This window comes from Francisella sp. LA112445 (assembly GCF_012224145.1).
In the GTDB taxonomy this organism is placed as follows: domain Bacteria; phylum Pseudomonadota; class Gammaproteobacteria; order Francisellales; family Francisellaceae; genus Francisella.
Map to the genome: position 1 here is coordinate 703,028 of NZ_CP041030.1, position 25,853 is coordinate 728,880.

Here is a 25,853-nt window from a genome sequence, read left to right on the forward strand (position 1 = left end):
AAATTTATAAGATTAAATTTGTTATTATAATGGATCGTTATTATAACTTAAACGATGGATGATTTTATCAATTGGTGTACGATATTTTTCAGTATTTTTTGAATACCTAGCATAACGAGGATCTGATCTATCATATAACCAGTTTGCTAAATCCCAGCCATATGTGGTTTGAAAACAAAGCTTGCCAAATTCTGTTAGGTCAAATTCTGCTTGAGTCTGTAAGCATCCTGTCATGAAGACATCAGCATAAGTTTGTAGTATGGGATATTTCTTTGTTGGGAATTCAGCATCTTTAAAATCCTTTACATACATCCAGAAATCTCCTTTAGGTAAGCTCTTTACTCCTAAAGGTACAATATCTTTGCGAGGAACCTTAACTCTGCAGTAAGATGCTTCTCTTAAGTCTGTAGCGGAGATGTCGCTAGCAGAAGCTTTATAGTATATAGCATTCATGGCATATCCTTCATTAGGGACAGCAAGTAAGAATGTTGCATGTGATTTCTCACCACGCGAGGCCCAAAGCCTTTCAAACCCACTGACTAGTATAGGGGCTGCATAAGTTGCATCAGGGACTGTTATTTGTCTTGAAGCTTTATTCATTAAGCTTCCATAACCAATTACATAATTTTTCTTTTTTGGATTTACATCTGGGCGGCAGTTTGGAGTGTCTTCAGGAGTCTGGGATAGTTTGTTTTGCTCTAGTATTTGTAGCTCACTCTCATGTATTGAGGTAGCTTTATTAAATCCAGTTCTTTTACCTACAATAAAGCTCACCGCGATTACTACAATAATTACAATCGCTATTAATATATTTTTCTTTTTTAACATTCAAAAGAATATAGTTTTCTTAAAGCCTAATTAAACTATACCATTTCTATATCAAATAGGGAACCTAGCAGTAAAATCTGTTTTTTTAAATATTTTTGCAGCAAATTTATGTTTCTTTTAGCATAAAAGAGCTAAGAGGGATGTTGTAGTCTACTTGATTTATAGATTTAGCTCTTTCTGATTCAAGCATATTTTGGCCAAAGATATATGCTGCTATAACTAATATTGGAGTTAGTATTGTTATAGCGATTAAAAGTCTTTTTATAGGAGTCTTTTTCAAAATATTTAACAAATAAGTTTTAAAGTTGCGTATTATACTTATTTTTTTATCAAATGGAAGTTTTAGCTTTTAAAATGTCATTGACGAATCATGATTAATATAAGTGTTTATTTATGTTATAATCATATCTAATTAAGTTTATAAAAAATGTAACTTGGAGCTTATTAATGTCTGAAAATAAAGCTTATGATTCATCGAGTATTAAAGTACTCAAAGGTCTAGATGCGGTTAGAAAAAGACCAGGAATGTATATTGGTGATACTGATGATGGTAGTGGTCTACACCATATGGTGTTTGAGGTTGTAGATAATGCTATCGATGAAGCCTTAGCAGGACATTGTGATGATATTAAAGTTATCATAAATAAAGATGGCTCTATATCTGTATCTGATAATGGTAGAGGTATTCCTACTGATATACATAAAGAAGAAGGACGCTCTGCGGCAGAGGTTATTTTAACTGTACTACATGCCGGTGGTAAATTTGATGATAACTCTTATAAAGTATCTGGTGGTTTACATGGTGTAGGTGTTTCTGTAGTAAATGCTTTGTCAGAAAATCTAAAGCTAACTATATATAGAAATGGTATTGAGCATTTTCAAGAATATGTTCATGGTGTGCCACAAGAACCTTTAAAAGAGGTGGGTTCTACAGATAAAAGTGGTACTGTAATTACATTCAAACCAAGTAAAGAAACTTTCTCTTTTGTTGATTTTGATTACGATATTTTAATGAAGAGAATTAGAGAATTATCTTTCTTAAATTCAGGTGTGAAAATAGAGCTTATTGATAAAATAAATAATAAGTCAGAAATTTTCAAATATGATGGTGGTATCGTAGCATTCGTAGAATATTTAAATAAAAGCAAAAAACCAATTCATGAGAATGTAATTGCTGTTAATGGAATCAAAGATGAGATTCAAGTGGAGCTAGCTTTACAGTGGAATGATTCATATAAAGAGTCAATATTTTGTTTTACAAACAATATTCCTCAGCGTGATGGTGGTACTCACTTATCAGGTTTAAAAGCAGCAGTTACTAGAACAATGAACTCGTATATAGAATCAGAAGGCTTAAATAAGAAGCTTAAAGTTTCTTTAACTGGTGAAGATACTCGTGAAGGTTTAGCAGCTGTATTATCTGTAAAAGTTCCAGATCCGAAGTTCTCTTCTCAGACAAAAGATAAGCTAGTATCTTCAGATGTTAAATCAGCGGTAGAGTCATTAGTAAATGAGAAATTACAAGAGTTTCTTTTAGAGAATCCTAAAGAAGCTAAAATTGTATGTGAGAAGATTTTAGACTCAGCAAAGGCTCGTGAAGCTGCACGTAAAGCTCGTGATATGACTCGTCGTAAGGGCGCTTTAGATATTGCTGGTCTTCCTGGTAAGCTAGCAGACTGTCAAGAAAAAGACCCATCTCTATCAGAAATATATCTTGTGGAGGGTGATTCAGCGGGTGGTTCAGCTAAGCAAGCTCGTGATCGTAAGACTCAAGCAATATTACCTTTAAAAGGTAAAATCCTAAATGTTGAGAAAGCACGTTTTGATAAAATGCTTGGTTCTCAAGAGGTAGCAACACTTATTAAGGCTCTAGGATGTGGTATTGGAGCAGAAGACTATAATCCAGATAAAACAAGATATCATAAAATTATTTTAATGACAGATGCCGATGTTGATGGATCTCACATTAGAACACTTCTTTTGACATTCTTTTATAGACAAATGCCAGAGCTTGTAGAAAGGGGTTATTTATATATTGCACAACCACCTTTATATAAAGTTAAAAAAGGTAAGCAAGAAACATATCTAAAAGATGAAGATGCTTTAGCAGTATACCTTGGTAATATTGGTCTTGAAGGTGCAAGCATATTCCTTGAAAATGGTAATGCGATTTCTGGGCAAATTTTGACTAATTATTATGAGCTTTACCAAAGGTCAGAGAAAGTAATTAAAAAATATGCAAAAACATATCCTGAGAAGTTACTTAGAGTTATGGCATATAGTGCAAAATATGTTGATGATAATGCGGATATTAAGCAATGGTGGGAAACTATTGTTAAAAAATGTAATGAAAAAGCATTATCTTATGAAAGATTTGAACTTATAGAGTCAAAAGAGATTGATAGTGATGATCAAGAGAGTATTTCTTATGGTGTTAATCATTATATAAATGGTTATGATACTGACTATATAGTTAAAAATAGTTTCTTCACAACTAAAGACTATGAAGATCTTGTTACATATGGTGATGTATTATCTGATATATCTTTTAATGGAGCATATGTGGAAAGAGGTTCTAAAAAAGAATATGTGGATGATTTTGAGTCTGCTGTTGACTGGCTACTACAAGAAGCTAGAAGAGGTAATGATGTGCAACGTTATAAAGGTCTTGGTGAGATGAACCCAGGCCAACTTTGGGAGACAACTATGGATCCTGATAATAGAGTGTTATTACAAGTTTCTGTAAAAGATGCTGTTGAGGCAGATGCTTTATTTACAACTCTTATGGGTGATGAAGTTGAACCGCGTAGAAACTTTATTGAGTCAAATGCACTAAATGTTATAAATTTAGATGTATAATCTATAATATAGGTTTTATCTTTGAGAGCTATACTCAAAATGCTCAGTAAATATCGTTACTTTGTTCTTCTAATATTTCTATTTCCTTTTGTAGCTGTTGCAAATAGTTCTATTAAGCCTCCAGCATTGCATAAAGGTGATACTGTAGCACTTCTAGCTTCAGCATCAGCTGTAACAAATGAACAAATTCAAGATTCTATAGATAAGCTACAATCCTTGGGGTTAAAGGTTAAGTTAGGGCACTATGTTAATCCTATCTACCAAGATGGTTACTTTTCTGCTAAGGCAAAGTATAGGGCGCAAGATTTAAATAACGCATTTGCTGATCCTGATATTAAGGCTATTTTCGAAGTTAGAGGCGGCTGGGGTAGTGCTCAATTATTACAGCTAATTAACTATGAGCAGGTAAGAAATAATCCTAAAGTTATAATAGGATTCAGTGATATTACTTCTCTGCTTTTAGCTATAAATAAAGAAACTGGATTAATCACATTTCATGGGCCGTTAGGTGTGGAGCCTTGGCCAGATTTTTCTAGAAAATATATCAAAGAAGTTCTTTTTGATTCTAAAAAAGTAACGTTTAAAAGTATAACTCATGTACAAACAATTTATCCAGGAACAGCTACAGGTGTTCTTTTAGGCGGTAATTTAAGCAATTTAGTAGCTTTAATTGGAACTAAATATGAACCTGACTGGAAAGGTAAAATACTATTTGTAGAAGAAATTGATGAAAAGAACTATCAAATAGATAGAATGATGAACCAGTTACAGCTAGCTGGTGTTTTGAGTAAGATCAATGGTTTTGTTTTTGGTGAGTGTACGAAATGTGAAAATCCAATAACAAGGCAACAGACACTAAAAGATATACTTAAATATTATCTGGTTAAAAATAAGATTCCTTCTTTTATGGGAGCAAGTTTTGGTCATGGTGAGAATAACTTTACATTACCTATAGGAGGTAAAGTTGAAATCAACACAGATACTAAGACTATCAAAATGTTAGCTTCAGCGACTCAGCCACAATAATAAATCAATAAAACTATTTTATGAGAGTTTATTTTGAATTATTAAAGAAAATTAACTATTCTCATAGCGCCTAAAAATACTATAATGTTTTTTGTATTTTGTTTTATTGAATCAAAAAAGGAGTATTCTAAAATGTCTGAAATCAATTTGAAAACAGGTTTGGCAGAGATGTTAAAAGGTGGGGTCATAATGGATGTTGTAAATGCACAGCAAGCTGAAATAGCTCAAGAAGCTGGTGCTGTAGCTGTGATGGCTTTAGAAAGAGTTCCTGCGGACATCAGAAAAGATGGTGGTATAGCTAGAATGTCTGATCCTAAACTTATTAAGGAAATAATGTCTGTAGTTTCTATACCTGTAATGGCAAAAGCAAGAATAGGACATTTTGTCGAAGCTCAAATTTTAGAATCTTTAGGTGTTGATTTTATTGATGAAAGTGAAGTTTTAAGTCCAGCAGACGAGGTAAATCATATTGATAAGCAAAGCTTTAAAGTACCATTTGTTTGTGGTTGTACAAATCTAGGCGAAGCTCTAAGAAGAATAGGTGAAGGTGCTGCTCTTATTAGAACAAAAGGTGAAGCTGGTACGGGTAATATTGTTGAAGCTGTAAGACAGCTAAGACAAGTAACAAGAGATATAAACTACATTAAAAATGCTGATCCGACTGAGCTAATGTCTATTGCAAAAAATATGCAAGCACCATATGAGCTTGTGAGATATGTTCATAAAGAAGGTAAGTTACCTGTGCCAAACTTCTCAGCTGGTGGTGTTGCAACTCCTGCCGATGCAGCATTAATGATGCAGTTAGGAGCTGAGTCGGTTTTTGTAGGATCTGGTATATTTAAATCTGCTGATCCATTAAAAAGAGCAAAAGCTATAGTAAGTGCTGTTACTTACTATAATGATCCAAAATTGCTTGCTGAGGTTTCTACAGATCTAGGCGAGCCTATGACTGGTATTAACTGTGATTTTGAAAAATTCTCAGAAAGAGGCTGGTAAATGTCGAAAAAAGTAGGCGTCTTAGCAATCCAAGGAGCTTATGCAAAGCATAGTGATATGCTAAAATCTCTAGGAGCAGATGTAAGATTAGTAAAATCTAATAATGATTTTGACGATATTGATAGGCTTGTTATTCCAGGCGGTGAAAGCACTACACTTCTAAATGTGATAGAGAAACACTCGTTATTTGATAGGTTATATGATTTCTGCAGTAAAAATCCTGTTTTTGGTACTTGTGCAGGAAGTATTATTCTATCGAAAGGGCAAGGCTACCTTGATTTGATAGATCTAACTGTTGAGCGCAATGCTTATGGTAGACAATTAGATAGTTTTGTTACAGATCTTGATTTTAATGGTAAAAGCGTATCTGGTGTGTTTATTAGAGCTCCTAAGTTTGTTGCTGTTGGAGATAATGTGGATGTTTTATCTAGCTACGATCAATCACCAGTTTTGGTTAGGCAAGGTAATGTCTTGGTTAGTAGTTTTCATCCAGAGTTAACAAATGATACCTCGATTCATGAGTATTTCTTAAATATGTAAGTTATTTCTGACATTTTTTACAGTAAAAAGTGTTTCTTTGACCAATAACTAAACTTTCAATTTTTGTATTACAGGTATAACACTCTTGGTTTACTCTACCGTAAACATTAAGTTGTTGGGTAAAGTAACCAGGTTTCCCTTCAGTGTTTTTATAGTCTTTAAGAGTGGTGCCACCCTCAGCAATAGCTTTATCTAATATCTTTTTTATAGATATTGTAAGTTTTTGCGCTTCTTTTTTAGTAATGGTGTTAGAAGCTCTGGTTGGTAATATATTACTATCAAAAAGTGCTTCACTTGCATAAATGTTACCGACACCAACAACTATAGAATTGTCCATAATTGTTTGCTTAATCTTTCTAGATGTTTTTGAAAGTCGCGCTATTAAATATTTGGCGTTAAAATCATCTGTTAGAGGTTCTACACCGTGAGATGCTAAAACCTTATGTTTAAGTGGGGAGTCATTAGTGTTTATTAACCAGTAACCAAATTTACGTGGATCATTATAAATAAGGCTAGTATTGTCTGAGAGTTTCAAGATTATATGATCGTGTTTAATTTTGGCATATTGATCTGTTTCTTTGACCTTTATTACCCCAGACATTCCTAGATGAACTATAAGTTGTAAATCATCTTTTAGTGTTATTATCAGATGTTTACCTCTTCTTTGGACATTTTTTATTTCATTATTTTTAATATTTGATAACTGAGTATTTTCAATTGGATAGCGTAGTTTTTCTGTATATATCTCTACATCAAGTATTTTTTTACCAATAATATTTTTAGTAAGACCTCTTTTGACAGTTTCTACTTCAGGAAGTTCTGGCATAAATGTTATATTGTTATAAAAATTAATGTGAGTATATGATAACATAATATGCTATGCAGTAAGTTTACATTGTCAATTAACGTAGGATAAAAATGCGCCTAAATCAGCTTAAATCTTCTATACATAAAAGACTTAATCAATCTTATATATATGATTGTAATAAAGAGATTGATTTTAGACAGTTTAAGAGCGGCTCGATAATCGTTGCTAATGACACTAGTATCATTAGTGTTTTAGCATTAAAAACATTTTTAGGTAGTCAAAATATTACAGTGCTTGATACTTTTGACGAGCGAGCTAGAGGTCTAGAAAAAACCATGGAAAAGGCTGGTATTAGTTTTGTTGATCATATTAGTTTCTGGGATCATCAAGGAATACTGCTAGTAAATAAAAATCTCATTTCACAATTAGAGCTAAATGATAATAGGTTTTTAATGTTTATTTGTGGCCCTGAAATGCCAAAATTTCCAAAACGTAAAAATCTAGATAGACAAGTGTTTTTTGATATTTCTACTCTGCAAAGCTTGAAAACTCTAAATGAAGAGATGGAAGATTTATCTGTAAGAGCATGGGAAGAGTATTTGCAATTACTTAAAGCTCCTGCAGAAATATGGTTTAGGCAGATGTTAAATGCAAGAAACAATCTTGTCCTAACAGATACTACAGGGGTTAGATTAGACGGCTATAAGTTTACAACAGGCGCTGCATTGATGTCTAAAAAGCTCCAGGAAATTACTCAAGGTGAAGATAATGTTGGGATATGCTTGCCAACAAGTGGAGGAGGTTATCTAGCAATTTTAGCACTAATGATGAGTGCTAAGTCGATAGTTAATCTTAATTATACTGCTTCAGAAGAAGCTTTAAGACATGCAATAAAAAATGCTGATATTAAGACTATTATAACTTCAAAAGCATTCGTTGAAAAACTTACGCATAAAGGTTTCTTTGTTGAGGAAGTATTCTCAAGTTGTAAAATAGTTTATCTTGAAGATATTAAGGCTAAGATTACAAAAGTTGAAGCGATTAAAACGCTACTTAGCATGAAGCTATTGCCAGCAGACTGGCTTGTTAAGAAATATATTAAGCCAACAAAACTAGAGGATTTAGCTTTTATAATCTTTAGTAGTGGAAGTGAGGGTGTGCCAAAAGGTATTGCTATTAAGCAGAAAAATCTTTTAGCAAACGTTTATCAAAGTACAAATGTTATTGAGTGTAAAGATAATGATTCTGTAGCTGGTATACTGCCAATTTTCCATGCTTTTGGCTTGACTATATCTTTAGTTTCGCTTTTCCAAGGTGGGTATATTGCTTGTCATCCAGATCCAACAGATGCAAAAGGTGTAGCAAATTTAATTAGAAAAAATAAAACTACCGTGCTTTGTGCGACACCAACATTTTTGAGAATCTATACAAAAAATAAGTCAGTCAAAAAAGAAGATTTTGCAACTATTAGGCTTATTATTACAGGGGCTGAAAAATTATCAAAAGAAGTTCGTTCAATGTTTGAAGAGAAGTTTGATAAGGTAATTAATGAGGGTTATGGTACTACAGAGTTATCACCCGTTGCTGCAGTAAATAGACCAACTAAATCACCAAATAAAATTGGCACTGTAGGACTTACTGTACCTGGAGGACAATTTAAAATTATACATCCAGAGTCTCATGAAGAGCTTCCTACTGGTACCGAAGGTATGATTATCTACAGGGGAGTTAACAAGACAGATTATTATCTAAATGATCCTAAGAAAACTAGTGAAGTTATGATAGAAAAATATGGTCATATATGGTACATAACTGGAGATAAAGGTAAGATCGATGGTGAAGGATATTTAACTGTTGTTGATAGATACTCTAGATTTGCTAAAGTAGCAGGAGAAATGGTCAGTTTGGGGCTTCTTGAGCAGAAAGTCTATGATGCTTTGAGAGAAAAAGGGTATGATTCTCATCAAATAGATTTTGAGGTTTTAGCGGTAGCTACTTCAGATACAAAACGAGGTGAGATAATTAGTTTACTATATACTTTAGAGGATTTAGAGCCTAATGACTTGAAAGAGATTGTAAGACATTCTGGCATAGAAAACTTATATAAACCGACAAATTACTTTAAAGTTATTGATATACCTAAACTAGGATCTGGTAAGACAGATTTTTCAAAGGCTAAGAAACTAACTAATGAATTAGTCAAGGCATAAGAAATGCATTTTTCAGTATTACTACAAGAATCAATAAATGATCTAAATATAAACCCAGAAGGTATTTACATTGATGCAACCTTTGGAAGAGGTGGGCATTCCCGAGCAATACTCAGCAAATTAAATGGTGGGCGCCTGATAGCTTTTGATAAAGATCTTGATGCTATTAAATATGCTAATGATAACTTTGCGTTTGATAATTTTGAAATAGTTCATACAAGCTTTGCTAATATTCATAATTACTGTCAACAAAATAACCTTTTAGGTAAAATTGATGGGATTATTATGGACCTTGGTGTTTCTTCGCCACAATTAGATAATGCGGATAGGGGCTTTAGCTTTATGCATGATGGTCCTTTAGATATGCGCATGGATACTACTCGTGGGATTACAGCAAGCCAAGCTTTAGATGATTTATCTGCAGAGGAACTTGCTTATATATTCAAAGTTTATGGCGAGGAGCGTTTTGCAAAAAAAATTGCACAGAGAATAAAGTCATATATACAAGAAAATGGTAGTATAAAAACTACTTTAGAATTATCTAATCTTATAAGAGAGACAATAGGCAAAAGAGAAAAGAAAAATCCTGCGACTAGATGTTTTCAAGCTTTACGAATTTATGTTAATAATGAACTAGGAGATTTAGAGGACTTACTGGAGAACATTTTAGATGTTATTAAAGCTGGTGGTAGAATTGCGGCAATATCCTTTCATTCTTTAGAAGATAGAATTGTTAAACAAAGATTTACATCACTAATTACTCCTAAACAAGAGGTCAATCGTATCACTAGAATGTTGCCTCAAGATGAAAGCCTTATAAAATTAAAATGGATTACAAAAAAATCTAAAGCTAATCAGAATGAGCTTGATCAAAATGTACGCTCGAGAAGCGCTATTTTAAGGGTGGTAGAAAAGCTATGATGTTAACAAACCGTCAAATTAGAATAAGACTTTTTGAATCGCTTAGAAATAGTTTTTTTAGAAAAACTGTAGGAATATCTTTTACATTGCTATTTATTTTATTAATAACGGCATTTAGTTTGATTGTTGTGCGTTTTGAGTACAAACTTCAGTTAAATCAGCAGAAAGATCTAATTGTTAAAGATTCTAAACTAGATGAAGAGTGGAGTCAGATTGTCTTAGAGTATAGTTCTTTAGCTGCCCCAACAGCAGTTGAGAAGTTTGCAGAGAAAGAAAAAATGTCACTACCAAATAAAAGTGATTTGCGTTTTTTGAATGAGCAAGGGGAGGACTCAAATAATGAGTAATTATCGACCTAAGCTTAGACATCTTGTTGTCATTATTCTTCTTATAATAAGTTTTTTTGTCTTGTTTTTTAAGCTTACTTATATGGAAACAATACAGTATCCGAAGTTAAAGCAAGAAGGTGATAACCGTAGTGATAGAAGTATAAATATAAAGGCATATAGAGGGATTATAGTTGATAGAAATGGTAATCCGTTAGCCATAAGTACACCAGTTGATACTATATGGGTAGATCCATTTTATGTAAAAGCGGATAGTCCAGAATTAAAAAAAGTCATGGATATTTTAAACTTGTCTCAAAAAGAAAGAGAAAAAATTGAAAGACAAGTTAAGCCTAGAGAGGGGCGTAGTGGCTTTGTATATATAAAGCGTAAAGTTCAGCCATATTTATCGCAAAAAATTAAAGATCTTGATATCACAGGTATTCATGTAATACGTGAGTTTAAACGTTACTATCCTTTAGCAGAAGTAGCATCACAGATTGTTGGCTTTACCAATATTGATGGGAAGGGTCAAGAGGGACTTGAGCTTGAATTTAATAAATTCTTGACAGGCCAAGATGGCTATTTTGAATATAAGAAAGACCTTCACGGTGGAGTTGCATCTAAAAATGAAGATAAATATGTTGAACCGAAAAATGGCCATAATTTACAGATAAGTATAGATTCTAGAATTCAATATATCGCATATAAATATTTAAAAGAGGGAGTTATTAAAACTAACTCTGAGGCTGGGTCAGTAATTGTTGAGAATGTTCATACTGGTGAAATATTGGCAATGGCAAACTACCCATCTTATAACCCTAACAGTATGGCTGATGCATATCCTGATAGAAGAAGAAATAGAGCCGTTACTGATGTGTATGAGTTAGGTTCAGTGATGAAGACTTTTGCTGCAGCTACTGCACTAACCTATGGCGATAATGTTAGTTCTAGTGAACCTGTTATTGATACTCATCCTGGATATTATCGTATCGGTAGAAATACAGTGCGTGATGAAAGAGATTATGGTGATGCAGATCTTAGATATATTTTAATGAAATCAAGTAACGTTGGTATTTCTAAGATGATTTTAAGTTTGACAGATCCAACTATACTAGAATCATCCTTAAGAAATTTTGGTTTTGGTGATAAGACAGGTATAAAACTTCCTGGAGAAAGAGATGGATATGTTCCTCCTACAGACCAGTGGGGGGATTTCCAGCTTGCGACTTTATCATTTGGTTATGGGATGAATGCTACTGATTTACAGTTGGTAGCTGGTGTTTCTGCAATTGCTAATGATGGTCAGTATATTAAGCCAACAATTTTAAAAAGACAACCAGGTGAGCAAATCAATTCTAGACCTGTTCTTTCGAAGAAAAACTCTAAAGAAATGATAAGTATGATGGAGTCTGTTGTTGAAGGACTCGGAGGTACAGGTCCGAAAGCTAGAATTCCAATGTATCATGTCGCTGGTAAGACAGGTACTGCTAGAATGTTAGAAGGTGGAACTTATGGTGCTAAGTACCTAGCAAGTTTCGTTGGGATGGTTCCTGCAAGTCATCCTGATTTGGCAATTGTTGTGACAATTAAGGATCCTAAAGGTGATCATTATGGTGGTGGTTCTGTATCAGCACCTGTCTTTGCAAATGTTGCGCTAAATAGTTTACATATTCTAGGTATTGAGCCTGATAATCTTACTAACTGATGTTACGCACCACATATAAATTTGAGCAAAAAGATAAAGTATCATATTCAAGGCAGGTTTTTATTAGCATAGCAGTAGCTATGGTAGTAAAGTTCTAACGCAGTCAGATGATATTTTAGTTTTTTGTCCCTTGGATGATATAATTTACATCAAATTGCTTCGTTAACAAGATTTGAAGCTACTAGTAGCTCCTACACCTTGTTGCCTTGCTCTTCAACGCACCTTATATCACTCAAAATATATTTGGTGCGTAACATCAGTTAGTAACTAAAACTTTTGTTTTTTAAATCTTTATAGTATATAATTACGCGTTGGTAAACTGTTCCTTTGTGCGGTTTATCCGAAGTTAATTATAATCAAGAAACAAACGGAGAAAAGTTATGTTAACAGCTCAAGATAAGCAAAATATTATTAAAGAAAATCAACAGTCAGAAGGCGATACTGGTTCACCTGAGGTTCAAGTTGCTCTTTTAACTGCAAGAATTAATGACCTTCAAGGTCACTTCGCGACTCATAAAAAAGACAATCATTCAAGAAGAGGTCTTTTAAGACTAGTAAGCCAACGTCGTAAATTATTAGACTATTTACATGGTAAAGATGTAGAGAGATACCGTAGCCTAATCAAAAAATTAAACCTACGTAGATAATTAAAATCTCATCTTAGTTGTTCTTACATCGTATAAAATCAAAAAATAAGGTTAAACTGTGAAAATATTTAGAGAAGTCTTTGAATTAGGAAACAAAGAAATTGTTCTTGAAACAGGTGGCATGGCTCGTCAAGCAGATGGGTCAGTAACGGTAAGTTGTGGGAATAATGTTGTATTAGTTACTACAGTAGTGAAGAAATCTGTAGCTGATGGTCAAGATTTTTTTCCATTATCGGTACATTACTTAGAGAAAACTTATGCCGCTGGTAAAATCCCAGGTGGTTTTTTAAGAAGAGAAGGTAGACCTTCTGAAGAGCAAATACTTATTTCTAGGTTGATAGATAGATCTATTAGACCATCTTTCCCTGGTGGGTTTTTTAATGAGATTCAAATAGTTGCAACTGTTGTATCTTATGATGGTTCATTTTCACCAGATATATTAGCACTAATTGGAGCATCTGCTTCTTTAGCTATTACTGGTGCGCCTTATGATGATGTTATAGCAGGTGTGAGAGTAGGCTATATTAATGGCAAATATATTCTAAACCCTAATAAAGAAGACTTAAAAGAGTCTGCTTTAGACTTAGTTGTTTCTGGTACTGATGATGCTATTTTAATGGTTGAATCAGAAGCTAATAGCTTACCAGAATCAGTTATGTTGGGTGGTATCTTATATGCTCATAAGCATTTAAAAACGATTATTGAATCTATCAATAAACTTGCTAAAGTGGCAGCTAAGCCACGTATGGAATATTCTGTTTATCAAATAAACAAAGTTCTGAAATCACAAATTAAGTCACAGTTTTTTGGTGAAATAAAGAATGCTTACACTATAGCATCTAAGCAAGAAAGAAATATCAAGCTTAATGAAATTAGAAAAAGTGTTTTAGAATTTATATTCTCTAGTGATGTTGATAGTGGTGAATATAGCGAAAAAGAAATTCTTGAAGCTTTCCATGATATAGAAAAAGATCTTGTAAGAGCAAATATCCTAGAAGGTAAACCTAGAATAGACGGCAGATGTACTGAGACTATAAGACCTATAAATGTTAAAATCGGGGTTTTACCAGGGGTACATGGCTCAGCTTTATTTACTAGAGGTGAAACTCAGGCATTAGTTGTTACTACACTAGGTAGTGATAGAGATGCTCAGTTAGTAGAATCTCTAGATGGTATGGAAAAATCAAGATACATGCTGCATTATAACTTCCCTCCATATTCTGTAGGTGAGTGTGGTATGGTAGGTATGGCGCCTAAGCGTCGTGAAATTGGTCATGCTAATTTGGCTAAGCGTGCGACACAAGCGGTGTTCCCTAACCAAGATGCTTATCCATATGTTGTAAGAGTTGTTTCTGAGATTTTAGAATCAAATGGTTCTAGCTCTATGGCAACTGTTTGTGGTTCATCTTTATCTATGATGGATGCGGGTGTACCGATAGCTGAACCTGTAGCAGGTATTGCTATGGGTCTTATCAAAGATGGTTCAAAATATGCGGTATTATCAGATATCTTAGGTGATGAAGATCATCTAGGAGATATGGATTTTAAAGTTGCAGGTACTAGATACGGTGTTACAGCTTTACAGATGGATATCAAGATTAAAGGTATCTCTAGAGAGATCCTTGAGCAAGCTTTAGAGCAAGCAAGAGTTGGTAGATTGCATATTTTAGGCATTATGAATGAAGTTATAAAAGAGCACAAAGAAGCAGTTTCTGACGTTGCTCCTCAAATTCATATCATGAATGTAAATCCAGCAAAAATCAAAGATGTAGTAGGTCGTGGTGGATCAACAGTAAAAGGCATCGTAGAAAAAACTGGTGCTCAGATTGATACAAGTGATTCTGGTGAAGTTAAGATTTTTGCTAAAGATAAAAAGTCTCTAGACCTAGCTAAAGCAATGGTTGAAGAAATAGTTGCTGAAGTTGAAGAAGGGCAAGTATATAAAGGTAAGATAGTTAAACTTCTTGATTCTGGAGCATTTGTAAACTTACTTGGTAGTCAAGATGGTTACTTACCATTTGCAGATATTGAGCAAGCAGGTATCAAAACTAACTCATTATCAGAGGGACAACCTCTTGAAGTTTTAGTTCAAAATATAGATAGAGGCGGTAGAGTAAAACTTTCTCTAGTAGCGAGGTAATTTTTATGAGTGAAGAAGTTCAAAGTGTAGATCCAATAAACTTTACAGATGCAGCTTCTCTAAAAGTAAAAGAGCTTATTGAAGAAGAGGGAGATCAATCTCTTAGTCTTAGAGTTTATATCACAGGTGGGGGATGTTCTGGTTTTCAGTATGCTTTTGCTTTTGATAACGAAGTGAAAGAAGATGATATGGTTATTACAAAAAATGGTGTACGTCTTCTTGTTGATTCAATGAGCTTCCAATATTTAGTGGGAGCAGATGTTGATTATAAAGATGATGTTGAAGGAGCATATTTTGTAATTAGAAATCCTAATGCGAAAACTACTTGTGGTTGTGGCTCATCTTTTTCTGTATAATTAAGTAATAAGTATTTCCAAATAAAAAGAGATTTATATGAAAATTGCTAATTTTGAAGTAGGTAATGGCAAGCCATTTTTCCTAATGTCTGGACCATGTGTGATCGAATCTGAACAGATGGCAATGGACACAGCAGGTTATCTTAAAGAAGTAACTAATGATCTTGGAATTAATTTTGTTTATAAGTCATCTTTTGATAAAGCAAATCGTTCTTCTATTAATAGTTTCAGAGGCTTAGGTGTTGATAAAGGTTTAGAAATCTTATCAAAGGTTAAAAAAGCTTATAATGTCCCTGTTGTAACAGATGTTCATGAAGATACACCATTTGCTGAAGTAGCTGAAGTTGTAGATGTTTTACAAACTCCAGCTTTTTTATGTCGTCAAACAAATTTTATCTTAGATGTTTGTAAGCAAGGTAAGCCAGTTAATATTAAAAAAGGTCAATTTTTAGCTCCTTGGGATATGCAACATGTAGTAGCTAAAGCTAAAACTACAGGCAATGAGCAGATTATGGTTTGTGAGAGAGGAGCAAGTTTTGGTTATAATAACCTTATCTCAGATATGCGCTCTCTGGAGATTATGAAAGATACAGGTTGTCCTGTTGTTTTTGATGCTACTCATTCAGTACAGTTACCTGGTGGTCAGGGAAGTTCTTCTGGCGGTCAAAGAGAGTTTGTGCCAGTATTATCAAAAGCTGCAATGGCTGTTGGTATTGATGGTTTATTTATGGAAACTCATCCTAAACCAGATGAAGCAAAAAGTGATGGACCTAACTCATTCCCGATGTATAAAATAAAAGAGTTTTTGAGTCTTCTTCAAGAGCTAGATAATTTGATAAAAAGTCAACCTAAGATAGAATTATAGGATTTATTAGAATGGCTGGTAAAGATGATGTTTTTATAATAGGAATCGTTGGTGGTTCTGGTTCTGGTTCTGGGAAAACTCTTTTTTCAAATGAGATAATAAAAAAATTAAAATCAAAACACTTAAATAGAATAGCTGTCATTTCAGAAGACCGCTATTATAAAAACTGGGGAGAAATTGTAGGCTTTGAAGAGGCCTGCAAAATAAACTATGATCACCCCGATGCTTTTGATCATAAATTACTAAGAAAAGATCTAGCTGACTTAATACAAGGTAATGATATACATATTCCTCATTATGATTATACAACGCACTCTAGAATAGAATCTAAAGCTGAAAAAATTGCTGCGGGTGTAAGTGTTATTATTCTTGAAGGGATTATGCTTTTTAATGATCGTAAACTTCTGAAAATGATGGATTTTAAGGTTTATATGGATACTCCTTCAGATTTATGCTTTATTAGAAGATTAATGCGTGATCAAAATGAAAGAGGCAGAAGTGTTGAGAGTGTTATAAACCAGTATTTAGAGACTGTTAGGCCGATGCATATTAAATTTATTGAGCCTTCAAAGAGAAAAGCTGATATTATAATTCCAGATGGTGCTCAAAATAAAACTGTTATTGATGTGATATATAATAAAGTAAAACAATTATTAAAAAGAAATGGAGTAAAAAATGGCTAGAGTAACGATTGAAGATTGTTTAGATAAAGTAGAAACAAGGTTTGACTTAGTGGTTTTAGCTTCTATGAGAGCCAATAGTATTCTCAAAAAAGGTTATTCAGAATCTATAGATAATGAGAAAAAAGAAAAAGCTACAGTTGTTGCTTTAAGAGAGATTGCTGAATCAGAGATAACGGCTGAACAAATTCTTAGAAGTGAAGTAGAAGGTTAGTTTTTTCGAAGATATTTGAAAAAAATATTGACTTGAATAGAAAGCTCTATATAATATCAATCTATCGGGTGCATAGCTCAGCTGGGAGAGCATCGCCCTTACAAGGCGAGGGTCGGGGGTTCGAACCCCTCTGCACCCACCACGATACGAAAGGCGGTTTAATACCGCCTTTTTTGTTTCTATATTATCTGTTTGCTAATATCTATTTGTTAACCAAATTCTATTAATTGTGCTAGAATTTTCTTAGGTTTAATTAGAAAGAGAACTTCATGAAGAAATTAGTATTAACATCATTATTTTTATCTATATCTGTTTCAACGTTGGCTTATGCAGATAGTAATAAAAACAATATTTGTCCTAGCGATTTAAAATATAAAAGCATAAATATGAAAGATATGAATTATAAGTATGCTAAATATCAAGATCATATTTGTGCTACTCTAAGTGTTAATCTTGATAAAAATAAGGCTTGGAGAGAGCAAGGTAGTGGCTGGTTTGCAGCTGGTTTTGGGGCTCCGACAATGAAAGGTGCAAATATGTTTATATTTGTTCCACAAAAATCTAACACTAAAGATGTAAAATATAATGTCTTGGCTAATGTTGGTGGTGGGTATGGTCCAACAAAACCACTTGATACAAAACCAAAGTATGGTCAAATTGATGTTCTAGGTTCGTCTTTAGGAGAAGTTCAATTTGCTTTATATCCTAAAAAAGTAGCCAACCTTGCAGATAATGGTACTATTAATATGATCTTTTCACACTCTAAAGCTGGAGTTTATAAGTTTGTACCACCTCATGTATCTGCTTATGGTGGTAAGAAAATGATTATAAAATAAATATTTCCTTTAAGTTGTATTTAATTACTTAATTAAATACAATTACCCTAATATATTTTAGTTAAATTATTTATGGGAAGAGCCAGAAGAAGAAAGCTCAAAGAAGGTGTCTTTGAAGCTGAAATTGTATCATTAAGTCATGACGGTAGAGGTATAGCTAAAGTAGATGGTAAAACAACTTTTATACCTTTTACATTACCTGGTGAAGTAGTTAAGTTTGAATATACTTTTTCAAAAGCTAAATTTGATGAAGCTAAAGCTGTAGAGTATATTAAAAAATCTCCAGATAGAATAACACCAAAGTGTGATTTCTTTGAATCATGCGGTGGATGTAATTTGCAACATATGTCTAATAGTGCTCAAATTGAGCATAAGCAAGAAACATTATTAAATCAGCTTAAATATATTGGTGAAGGTGTCGAGCCTGAAAATATTCTAGAACCCTTATTAACAGATAATACAGAAGGATATCGTAATAAGGCGCGTTTAGGAGTTCGATATGTCAGTAAGAAAGGCAAAATACTTGTCGGCTTTAGAGAGCGTAACGGTAGATTCTTAGCAGAGATTGATAATTGTATAGTTCTTAATCCATTAGTTGGTCAAAAGATTAATGATATTGCTAAATTTATAGAAACTTTGTCGATATATAATCAGATTGCGCAATTAGAAATAGCTATAGATGATCACCGTCCAGCGATTATTGTTAGGCATTTAGAGCCATTCACAAATGAAGATTTAGCTAAGTTAAGAGATTTTGGACAAGAGAATAATTATTGGATATATTTACAGTCAAAAGGTCCTGATACTATTTATAGACTTTATCCAGATAGAGATGTTTCGCCAACTAAGCTAAGTTACGAACCAATAGATGGAATCGAAATCGGTTTTGAACCAAATGATTTTACTCAAGTAAATAATGATATTAATCGAAAAATGATCAAGAAAGCTATAGATCTTTTAGATATATCAAAAGAAGATTCTATAATTGATTTATTTTGTGGCTTAGGTAATTTCACACTACCAATATCAAGATATGCAAAGTCTGTGATTGGTGTTGAAGGTGAAGCAACAATGGTTCAAAGAGCTGTAGAAACAGCACAAAATAATAATATTTCAAATGTTAAGTTTTATGCGGCAAACCTTTTTGAAAGCTTTGAAGATAAAGAATGGTTTAATAATTTTGAATACAATAAGATGCTTTTAGATCCTCCAAGAGCAGGCGCTCAAGAAGTATGTCAAGCTATTGAAAAATTTAATGTTGAGAGAATCGTTTATGTATCTTGTAATACTGCAACTTTAGCAAGAGATGCTGGTATCTTAGTTAATCAAAAAGGCTATAAACTAGTTAGTGCAGGTGTTATGGATATGTTTCCTCATACTATGCATGTTGAGTCTATTGCAGTTTTTGAAAAGGTTTAATGGAGAGGCTTATGTATATAGGTTTAGATATTGGTGGTACTAATATATCAGCAGGTCTTTTTGATCAAGAAAAGAATCTACTGACAACAGCTAAAGTTAAATCTAAAGGCAAAAGTGATAGTGATATTGTTTTAGGTCAAATTTTTAAGGTAATTAACAAGCTTATTGATGATTCAAATAAAGGTAAGATAAGAGCTATTGGTATTGGTATAGCTGGATTTGTTGACTCAAAGCAAGGAGTACTTAAGTTTAGCGCTAATATAAATCTAAATGATGTAAATATTGCTGAAGAAGTAAGCCAAATGTTTGGTAAGGTACCAGTTTTTATTGAAAATGATGTTAATGTTGGCGTTATTGGTGAATGGAAATATGGTGTTGGTAAAGGTCATAGAAATATTGTAGGTATATTTGTAGGTACTGGTATAGGTGGTGGTCTTGTTGTTAATGATCAATTCTTATATGGTGAAACTGGTGGCGCTGGAGCTGTTGGGCATGTGACTATTAATCCTCAAGGAGCATATTGTCAAAGTTGCGGTTCACAAGGCTGTGTTGAGACGTATGCTGGTAAGGTTGGCATTGAGAATAGAGTTATGAACTTACATAAAAAAGGCATTAAAAGTATGTTGATTGATTCTGTTTTAGCAAATGAGAATAAACTAAAAGGATCACACCTTAAGAAAGCTTTAGATGCTAAAGACCCAGTTGCTATTGATATTGCAAATACAGCAATGACTCATCTAGGTATAGCTGTGGCAAACTATATAAACTTAATGAACCCATCTTTAGTTCTTTTTGGTGGTGGAGTTATGGAAGCGATTGGTCAGGATTATATAGATACTATTTATCAATCTTGTTCAAAATATGCTTTTAAAACAATGCTAGATGCGTGTCAGTTAAAGATTGCTACTTTAGGTGACAACTCAGGTGTGTATGGAGCTATGGATATAGCGGTTAATAGACTAGAAGGAAATTGGTAATGCTTATAGGTGTAGATATCGGTGGCTCAAATATGGCTGCTGGGTTATTTGATGAAGATAAAAAGTTAGTAACAACAGCAAAAGTAAAATCAAAAGCAAAAGAAGCAACAGAAGTTGTTATCGGACAACTATTTAAAGTCATTAATAAATTAACAGCTGAAATTCCAGAAGATAAAAAACTTGAAGGTATTGGTATTGGAATTGCTGGATTAGTAGATAAAAGAACATCAGTAATTCGCAGAAGTGTTAACATTAATGTTAATGGTGTTAATCTAAAGAAGATTTTAGAAGAAGAATATGGTGTGTCTGCTGAGATAGATAATGATGTCAATGTAGGTATCTTAGGCGAGGCTAAATATGGTGCAGGAGTTGGCTATGATGATATCGTTGGAGCTTTTGTAGGTACTGGTATAGGTGGAGGCTTTGTCTTAAATGGAAAGCTCTATACAGGTAATAGCGGTTTGGCTGCTGAGCTTGGTCACACTATTATTAAACAGGGTGGTTCATATTGTCCTGGCTGTGGTTCTCAAGGTTGTCTAGAGGCTTATGCTGGTAAAGTAGGTATTGAGAAGAAAATCGAGAATCTAGCTAAAAAGAAAATCAAAAGTACATTGATTGACTTAGTTACTGAGAATAATGGTAAGCTGAAAAGTAGCCATATCAAAAAAGCACTTGATGAGAATGATGAAATTGCTTTAGATATTCTATCAGAAGCTATGGAATACCTTGGAGCAGGTCTAGGAAGTGCTTTAAATATGATTAATCCATCTATGGTAATCTTAGGTGGTGGTGTTATGGAGGCTATTGGTGAAAAGTATCTTCATCAAATAAAGAGATCTGCAATGAAAAACTCATTTGCGGATATTTTTGCTGAATGTGATTTTAAACTAGCAAAACTTGGTGACCAGGCAGGTATTTATGGCGCTATGGAATTAGTTGCAAATTAAGTCAATATACTTGGAAATATAAATGATTAATCAGGTTCTTTATAATTTTTTCTCGCAAATATCAAATTATCTTAAAGGTTTTAAAGATATTAACGTTAAAAATATCTTTGATGATTATAATTACTTTGAGATTCTCTGGCTGATATGTTCTGTTGGGGTGCTTGGTCTTATAAGTATATTAACTACTGATCAGTATTTAGTTTTAACGACTATTGCTACTGTTACAGGGATGTTGAATCTTTTTTTAATTGCTAAAGGTAAAACACTAAATTATTTTTTTGCTTTTATTAACAATTTAACATATGCATATGTATGTTATCAGCAAGGTATTTTTGGCCAGTTTTTATTATTTACATTTTTCTTTTTTCCTATGCAGTTTTATGGTTTGTATAATTGGACGAAACCTCAAAGTACAGATGAAAATAATGATATAGTTACAAAGAGTCTTACAACTAAGCAGAGGGCTTACTTAACTATAGGCATTATTGTTTCAGCTATTTTGTATGGGGGATTCATTCTAAAAGGAGTGTTTAATCAGCAAGTTGGACTATTTGCAGACTCATTAACAGGTGTTGTTTCTGTTGTTGCAATTATACTTATGGTAAAAGCATATTTAGAGCAGTGGACTCTATGGATAATTATTAATACTCTATCTACTGTAATATGGTTACAACAATATCTGTCAGGTTCTGGTGATGGTATAGCTTTTCTTGCTATGTGGTTGATTTACTTATTCAATGCTATATATGGCTATATAAATTGGAAAAAGTTAGAAAAACACTCTTAAATTCCCTTAACTTAAACCTTAGCTTCCTATATAATCAGCCTTATTAATCGATTAGATTTCTAGGAGCGGGTCATGACTGTTAGACAAACTTTGTTTTTGATTCTTACGCCAATCGTGGCAATGTGTGTTTTATCGTTTGGTAATGGTTTTTTTACAACGTATTCGTCTATCGAGCTTAATAGTCTTGGACGTTCTAATTTAATGATTGGTTTGATTTCTGCAGCTTATTTTTTCGGTATGATGACAGGATCTTATTTTTCACAGTCTACTATAGTTAGGGTTGGCTATATTAGAGCATTTGTATTATTTGCTTCGCTAATGGCTATAAGTACCTTGATAATAGGTGTCTTTAAACAAGTTCCTGTTTGGATATTTTTAAGATTTGTGTGTGGTTTTTCATTAGCTGCGTTGTTTATTATTATTGAGAGCTGGTGTATTTTATCCTCAGAGAAAAAAAATAGAGGCTTAGTTTTTTCAATATACCTACTTATATACTATGGTTCACAAGCCTTATCTCAGCTAATGATAAATGTACATTTTAGCCAACAAATATTGGCTTATTGTTTTATTTCTTCATTATGTAGTATAGCTATTGTCTTGATGGCATTTACCAAAACAGTAGCTCCAGTTCCTCAGTCAGAAGATATTTGTTCGCCTATAGCAATTATGAAAAAAGTTCCTTTAGCAATGGTTGCAAGTATTATAGGTGGATCTTTATTAGGTGCTATTTATACAATTTTACCTGTATTTTTAGTTAGAGTAGATAGTACTCATAATATGATATCAGTGCTAATGATGACAACTATCTTAGGAGGTATGCTATTACAGATCCCTATGGGTAAACTATCAGATATGATGGATAGACGTAGAGTCATTTTATTAGCTGGTGCCGGGATTTGTTTGGCATCAGTTTTAATCTGTATGCTACATGGCTCATATCTTATGTTCTCAGTTATTATATTTATATTTGGTGGTTGTGCATTTGTGATTTATCCTTTATCAATATCTCATGCAAGTGATTTTCTAGATGAAGGAGAGATATTAGGAGCAATAGGGGTTTTAACTATTGCATATGGTTTAGGGTCGGTAGTAAGTCCAATTGTTATATCTAGCTTTATGGCATTTGTTGGTCCTTTTGGGTTCTTTATTATTACTGCTATTCTTAGTGCTATTTTATGTGTTTACTCAATTTATAGAATTATTACAAGAAAATCAGCTACAGATACTGTTCAGTTTACAGCCGCAACTCCAGAGAGTCTTAACTTTAGTGAAGCTCAAGAGATTATCCTAGAAGAAGAATAAAGCCTTATATTAAATTGCAAAGCATACTCAGCTAGCTTATAATTACAAGAGTTTGTTTAAATACAAAAAGACTTAACATATCTTAAGGAGTTTATAGTTATGTCATCACAAATAAGTAAAGTTTTTGCAAGACAAATATTAGATTCACGTGGAAATCCTACTGTTGAAGTAGATGTGGTTTTAGAAAGCGGAGCTTTCGGTAGAGCAGCTGTGCCATCAGGAGCTTCTACAGGTATTAGAGAAGCACTAGAGTTAAGAGATGGTAACAAGAAACTTTTTCTTGGGAAAAGTGTTTATAAAGCAGTAGAAAATGTAAATACAAAAATTGCTCAAGCAGTTAAAGGCCTAGATGCTTTAGATCAAAGATTAGTTGATAAAACTATGATTGAGTTAGATGGTTCAGAGAACAAAAAGAATTTAGGTGCAAATGCTATTTTAGGTGTTTCATTAGCGACAGCTAGAGCAGCAGCATCTCATCTAAGAAAGCCTTTTTATCGTTATTTAATGGATGTTAAAGAATATCTAATGCCAGTACCGATGATGAATGTTATCAATGGTGGTTCTCATGCTGATAATAACGTTGATATGCAAGAGTTTATGATTGTACCGGCAGGTTTTGATACTTTCTCAGAAGCTCTTAGATGTGGTACAGAAGTATTCCATACACTGAAAAAAGTTCTAATTGCTGATGGTTATAGTGTAGCTGGTGTTGGTGATGAGGGTGGCTATGCTCCTGATCTTCCATCAAACGAAGCTGCAATTGAAGCGATTTTAAAAGCTGTTAAAGAAGCAGGTTATGAGCCTGGCAAGCATGTGTTTATTGCACTAGATCCTGCAAGTAGTGAGTACTATAAAGATGGTAAGTATGAGCTTGCTTCAGAAGGTAAATCTTTAACTTCAGCTGAAATGGTTGAGTACTTTGCTAAATGGGTTGAAAAATATCCGATTGTATCTATTGAAGATGGTATGGCTGAAGAAGATTGGGATGGTTGGAAACTAATGACTGAGAAATTAGGTAAAAAAGTTCAGTTAGTTGGTGATGATCTATTTGTAACAAATCCTAGCATCTTAGCTAAAGGTATTGAGATGGGTGTTGCTAACTCAATATTGATCAAGCTTAACCAAATTGGTTCATTAACTGAAACATTTGAAGCTATGGCTATGGCTGGTCAAGCTGGATATACATGTGTAGTTTCACATCGTTCAGGTGAGACATCTGATACTATTATTGCTGATTTAGCAGTAGCAACTTGTTCAGGTCAAATTAAAACAGGTTCGCTTTCAAGATCTGATCGTATAGCTAAATACAATCAGTTACTAAGAGTAGAAGAAGAGTTAGGTGAAAATGCAATCTACCCAGGACTTAAGTCTTTTGTTTTTAGTACTGAAGAAGATGACTCTAATAGTAATGATACACGAGAAATCATTGTTGAAGAAAGTGAAACTGAAAAAGTTGTAGTTCAGGTAGAAGAATAATAGCTATTTCATGAATACAAAATCAAATTTCTTTTTTTATGTTTTTATTTCAGCTGTCGTATTGTTAATTATCATATTGCAATACGATCTTTGGTTTAGTAATACTGGTATTCTTAAATATAATGAGCTAAAGAAAGCTGTTGCTACTCAATCAAAAGAGGTCAAGCAAAAATCTCAAACTAATGCCCAGCTATATTCAGAAGTTGTGTCACTGCGTAAAAATAATGAAGTTTTACAAAGTTTAGCTCGTGAAAATATGGGCTTAATTAAGAAGGGTGAGGTTTTTTATAGTGTCAAATAAATATGTGATTATTCCAGCTGCTGGTATTGGTTCTAGGATGCAATTAGATATTCCAAAACAATACTATAAGCTTACTAATGGCAAAACGATTTTAGATAATACTTTAAAAAAGTTTATTGATAATCCATTTTTTGATCATATATTTTTAGCCTTGAACTCTAAGGATGAATTTTGGAGTCAATCTATTTACTATAATCATTCTAAAATTAAAATTTGTGAGGGTGGTGAAACTCGCTTTGAAAGCGTTTATAATGGTTTGAAATCTATTAAAGGTAATAGTGATGATTGGATATTTGTCCATGATGCTGCTAGACCTTGTGTTGATACTCAAAATATTATAGAGCTGTATGAATCTACAAAAGCCTCTCATTCTCAAGCAGGCATATTAGCTGTTAAAGCATTTGAGACAGTTAAGAAAGTAGGTGTTAAGAATATTATTGTTAATACTCTTGATCGCAATAATATTTGGTTAGCGCAGACTCCACAGTTATCTAGACTAGGTCAGCTAGAGAGGTCTTTTGATTTTTGTTATTCAAATAATCTCATAAATAAGATAACTGATGAAGCTTCAGCTTTAGAGTTATATGGTATTAATCCAATAGTTGTTGAAGGTAGTAGAAAAAATATTAAGATAACTACTCAAGATGATTTAGACTTTGCTAATTGGCAGTTAAATGAATAATA

Annotated in this window: 26 protein-coding genes and 1 tRNA gene; 24 read left to right on the forward strand and 3 right to left on the reverse strand. The window is 33.2% G+C overall.

The genetic code is table 11. The features are described from left to right. Positions 1–24: 24 nt before the first annotated feature. On the reverse strand, positions 25–828 hold the full coding sequence (locus FIP56_RS03440) for a gamma-glutamylcyclotransferase family protein (protein ID WP_192577571.1): 804 nt from the start codon (positions 826–828) through the stop codon (positions 25–27). A 106-nt stretch (positions 829–934) separates the two neighbouring features. After that, positions 935–1,108, reverse strand: a complete 174-nt coding sequence (locus FIP56_RS03445; RefSeq protein WP_192577572.1) for a hypothetical protein — start codon at positions 1,106–1,108, stop codon at positions 935–937. Between the two features lie 167 nt (positions 1,109–1,275). Between FIP56_RS03445 and gyrB the strand changes: the two genes are divergently transcribed. From gyrB to pdxT, 4 genes are all read left to right on the forward strand, one after another. Then, the gene (gyrB, locus tag FIP56_RS03450; RefSeq protein ID WP_192577573.1) at positions 1,276–3,687 is read left to right on the forward strand and encodes a DNA topoisomerase (ATP-hydrolyzing) subunit B; all 2,412 of its coding nucleotides are present in this window, start codon (positions 1,276–1,278) and stop codon (positions 3,685–3,687) included. Positions 3,688–3,726: 39 nt separating this feature from the next. Further along, complete coding sequence (locus FIP56_RS03455; protein WP_192577574.1) at positions 3,727–4,713, forward strand: LD-carboxypeptidase; 987 nt, start codon at positions 3,727–3,729, stop codon at positions 4,711–4,713. Between the two features lie 132 nt (positions 4,714–4,845). Continuing rightward, a complete protein-coding gene (gene pdxS, locus FIP56_RS03460; protein WP_192577575.1) occupies positions 4,846–5,709 on the forward strand; it encodes a pyridoxal 5'-phosphate synthase lyase subunit PdxS in 864 nt (287 codons plus the stop codon). Next, on the forward strand, positions 5,710–6,249 hold the full coding sequence (gene pdxT, locus FIP56_RS03465) for a pyridoxal 5'-phosphate synthase glutaminase subunit PdxT (RefSeq protein ID WP_192577576.1): 540 nt from the start codon (positions 5,710–5,712) through the stop codon (positions 6,247–6,249). A 1-nt stretch (position 6,250) separates the two neighbouring features. Here the strand turns inward: pdxT and mutM are convergent, their stop codons facing one another. Beyond that, positions 6,251–7,075, reverse strand: coding sequence for a bifunctional DNA-formamidopyrimidine glycosylase/DNA-(apurinic or apyrimidinic site) lyase (gene mutM, locus FIP56_RS03470; protein ID WP_209451869.1), 825 nt, complete (start codon positions 7,073–7,075; stop codon positions 6,251–6,253). 92 nt (positions 7,076–7,167) lie between these two features. On the opposite strand from mutM, the gene FIP56_RS03475 reads away from it, so the two are divergent. The 20 genes from FIP56_RS03475 (at position 7,168) to ispD (ending at position 25,851) form a co-directional block, all read left to right on the forward strand. Then, positions 7,168–9,267: an AMP-binding protein gene (locus FIP56_RS03475; protein ID WP_192577578.1), complete on the forward strand. Its 2,100-nt coding sequence runs from the start codon at positions 7,168–7,170 to the stop codon at positions 9,265–9,267. Positions 9,268–9,270: 3 nt separating this feature from the next. After that, positions 9,271–10,188, forward strand: a complete 918-nt coding sequence (gene rsmH, locus FIP56_RS03480) for a 16S rRNA (cytosine(1402)-N(4))-methyltransferase RsmH (protein WP_192577579.1) — start codon at positions 9,271–9,273, stop codon at positions 10,186–10,188. Then, positions 10,185–10,535: a cell division protein FtsL gene (gene ftsL, locus FIP56_RS03485; protein WP_192577580.1), complete on the forward strand. Its 351-nt coding sequence runs from the start codon at positions 10,185–10,187 to the stop codon at positions 10,533–10,535. Before rsmH ends, ftsL begins: the two co-directional genes overlap by 4 nt. Continuing rightward, entirely contained in the window at positions 10,528–12,222 is a 1,695-nt protein-coding gene (locus FIP56_RS03490) for a penicillin-binding protein 2 (RefSeq protein WP_192577581.1), read from the forward strand. Before ftsL ends, FIP56_RS03490 begins: the two co-directional genes overlap by 8 nt. Positions 12,223–12,602: 380 nt before the next feature. After that, positions 12,603–12,869 carry a 30S ribosomal protein S15 gene (rpsO, locus tag FIP56_RS03495; RefSeq protein WP_072711734.1) on the forward strand — a complete coding sequence of 89 codons (267 nt, stop codon included), beginning with the start codon at positions 12,603–12,605 and terminating at the stop codon, positions 12,867–12,869. A 58-nt stretch (positions 12,870–12,927) separates the two neighbouring features. Continuing rightward, on the forward strand, positions 12,928–15,009 hold the full coding sequence (gene pnp / locus FIP56_RS03500; RefSeq protein ID WP_192577582.1) for a polyribonucleotide nucleotidyltransferase: 2,082 nt from the start codon (positions 12,928–12,930) through the stop codon (positions 15,007–15,009). Between the two features lie 5 nt (positions 15,010–15,014). Then, entirely contained in the window at positions 15,015–15,365 is a 351-nt protein-coding gene (gene erpA, locus FIP56_RS03505; protein ID WP_192577583.1) for an iron-sulfur cluster insertion protein ErpA, read from the forward strand. A gap of 37 nt (positions 15,366–15,402) precedes the next feature. Next, positions 15,403–16,230 carry a 3-deoxy-8-phosphooctulonate synthase gene (gene kdsA, locus FIP56_RS03510; RefSeq protein ID WP_192577584.1) on the forward strand — a complete coding sequence of 276 codons (828 nt, stop codon included), beginning with the start codon at positions 15,403–15,405 and terminating at the stop codon, positions 16,228–16,230. 11 nt (positions 16,231–16,241) lie between these two features. Then, a complete protein-coding gene (udk, locus tag FIP56_RS03515) occupies positions 16,242–16,913 on the forward strand; it encodes a uridine kinase (protein ID WP_192577585.1) in 672 nt (223 codons plus the stop codon). Next, positions 16,906–17,124 carry a DNA-directed RNA polymerase subunit omega gene (gene rpoZ / locus FIP56_RS03520; RefSeq protein ID WP_192577586.1) on the forward strand — a complete coding sequence of 73 codons (219 nt, stop codon included), beginning with the start codon at positions 16,906–16,908 and terminating at the stop codon, positions 17,122–17,124. The genes udk and rpoZ overlap by 8 nt, the downstream gene beginning before the upstream one ends. Positions 17,125–17,190: 66 nt before the next feature. Beyond that, positions 17,191–17,266, forward strand: a tRNA-Val gene (locus FIP56_RS03525). 127 nt (positions 17,267–17,393) lie between these two features. Next, positions 17,394–17,960, forward strand: coding sequence for a hypothetical protein (locus FIP56_RS03530; RefSeq protein ID WP_192577587.1), 567 nt, complete (start codon positions 17,394–17,396; stop codon positions 17,958–17,960). 72 nt (positions 17,961–18,032) lie between these two features. Next, positions 18,033–19,379 carry a 23S rRNA (uracil(1939)-C(5))-methyltransferase RlmD gene (gene rlmD / locus FIP56_RS03535; protein WP_192577588.1) on the forward strand — a complete coding sequence of 449 codons (1,347 nt, stop codon included), beginning with the start codon at positions 18,033–18,035 and terminating at the stop codon, positions 19,377–19,379. An 11-nt stretch (positions 19,380–19,390) separates the two neighbouring features. Then, positions 19,391–20,356 carry an ROK family protein gene (locus tag FIP56_RS03540; protein WP_192577589.1) on the forward strand — a complete coding sequence of 322 codons (966 nt, stop codon included), beginning with the start codon at positions 19,391–19,393 and terminating at the stop codon, positions 20,354–20,356. Next, entirely contained in the window at positions 20,356–21,303 is a 948-nt protein-coding gene (locus tag FIP56_RS03545; protein ID WP_192577590.1) for an ROK family protein, read from the forward strand. The genes FIP56_RS03540 and FIP56_RS03545 overlap by 1 nt, the downstream gene beginning before the upstream one ends. A 22-nt stretch (positions 21,304–21,325) precedes the next feature. After that, the gene (gene pnuC, locus FIP56_RS03550; protein ID WP_209451856.1) at positions 21,326–22,090 is read left to right on the forward strand and encodes a nicotinamide riboside transporter PnuC; all 765 of its coding nucleotides are present in this window, start codon (positions 21,326–21,328) and stop codon (positions 22,088–22,090) included. A 72-nt stretch (positions 22,091–22,162) separates the two neighbouring features. Further along, on the forward strand, positions 22,163–23,392 hold the full coding sequence (locus FIP56_RS03555) for an MFS transporter (protein ID WP_192577591.1): 1,230 nt from the start codon (positions 22,163–22,165) through the stop codon (positions 23,390–23,392). Positions 23,393–23,491: 99 nt separating this feature from the next. Further along, entirely contained in the window at positions 23,492–24,868 is a 1,377-nt protein-coding gene (eno, locus tag FIP56_RS03560) for a phosphopyruvate hydratase (protein WP_192577592.1), read from the forward strand. 10 nt (positions 24,869–24,878) lie between these two features. Further along, a complete protein-coding gene (locus FIP56_RS03565) occupies positions 24,879–25,169 on the forward strand; it encodes a septum formation initiator family protein (protein WP_192577593.1) in 291 nt (96 codons plus the stop codon). Continuing rightward, the gene (gene ispD, locus FIP56_RS03570; RefSeq protein WP_192577594.1) at positions 25,159–25,851 is read left to right on the forward strand and encodes a 2-C-methyl-D-erythritol 4-phosphate cytidylyltransferase; all 693 of its coding nucleotides are present in this window, start codon (positions 25,159–25,161) and stop codon (positions 25,849–25,851) included. Before FIP56_RS03565 ends, ispD begins: the two co-directional genes overlap by 11 nt. The last annotated feature ends 2 nt before the right edge of the window (positions 25,852–25,853 follow it).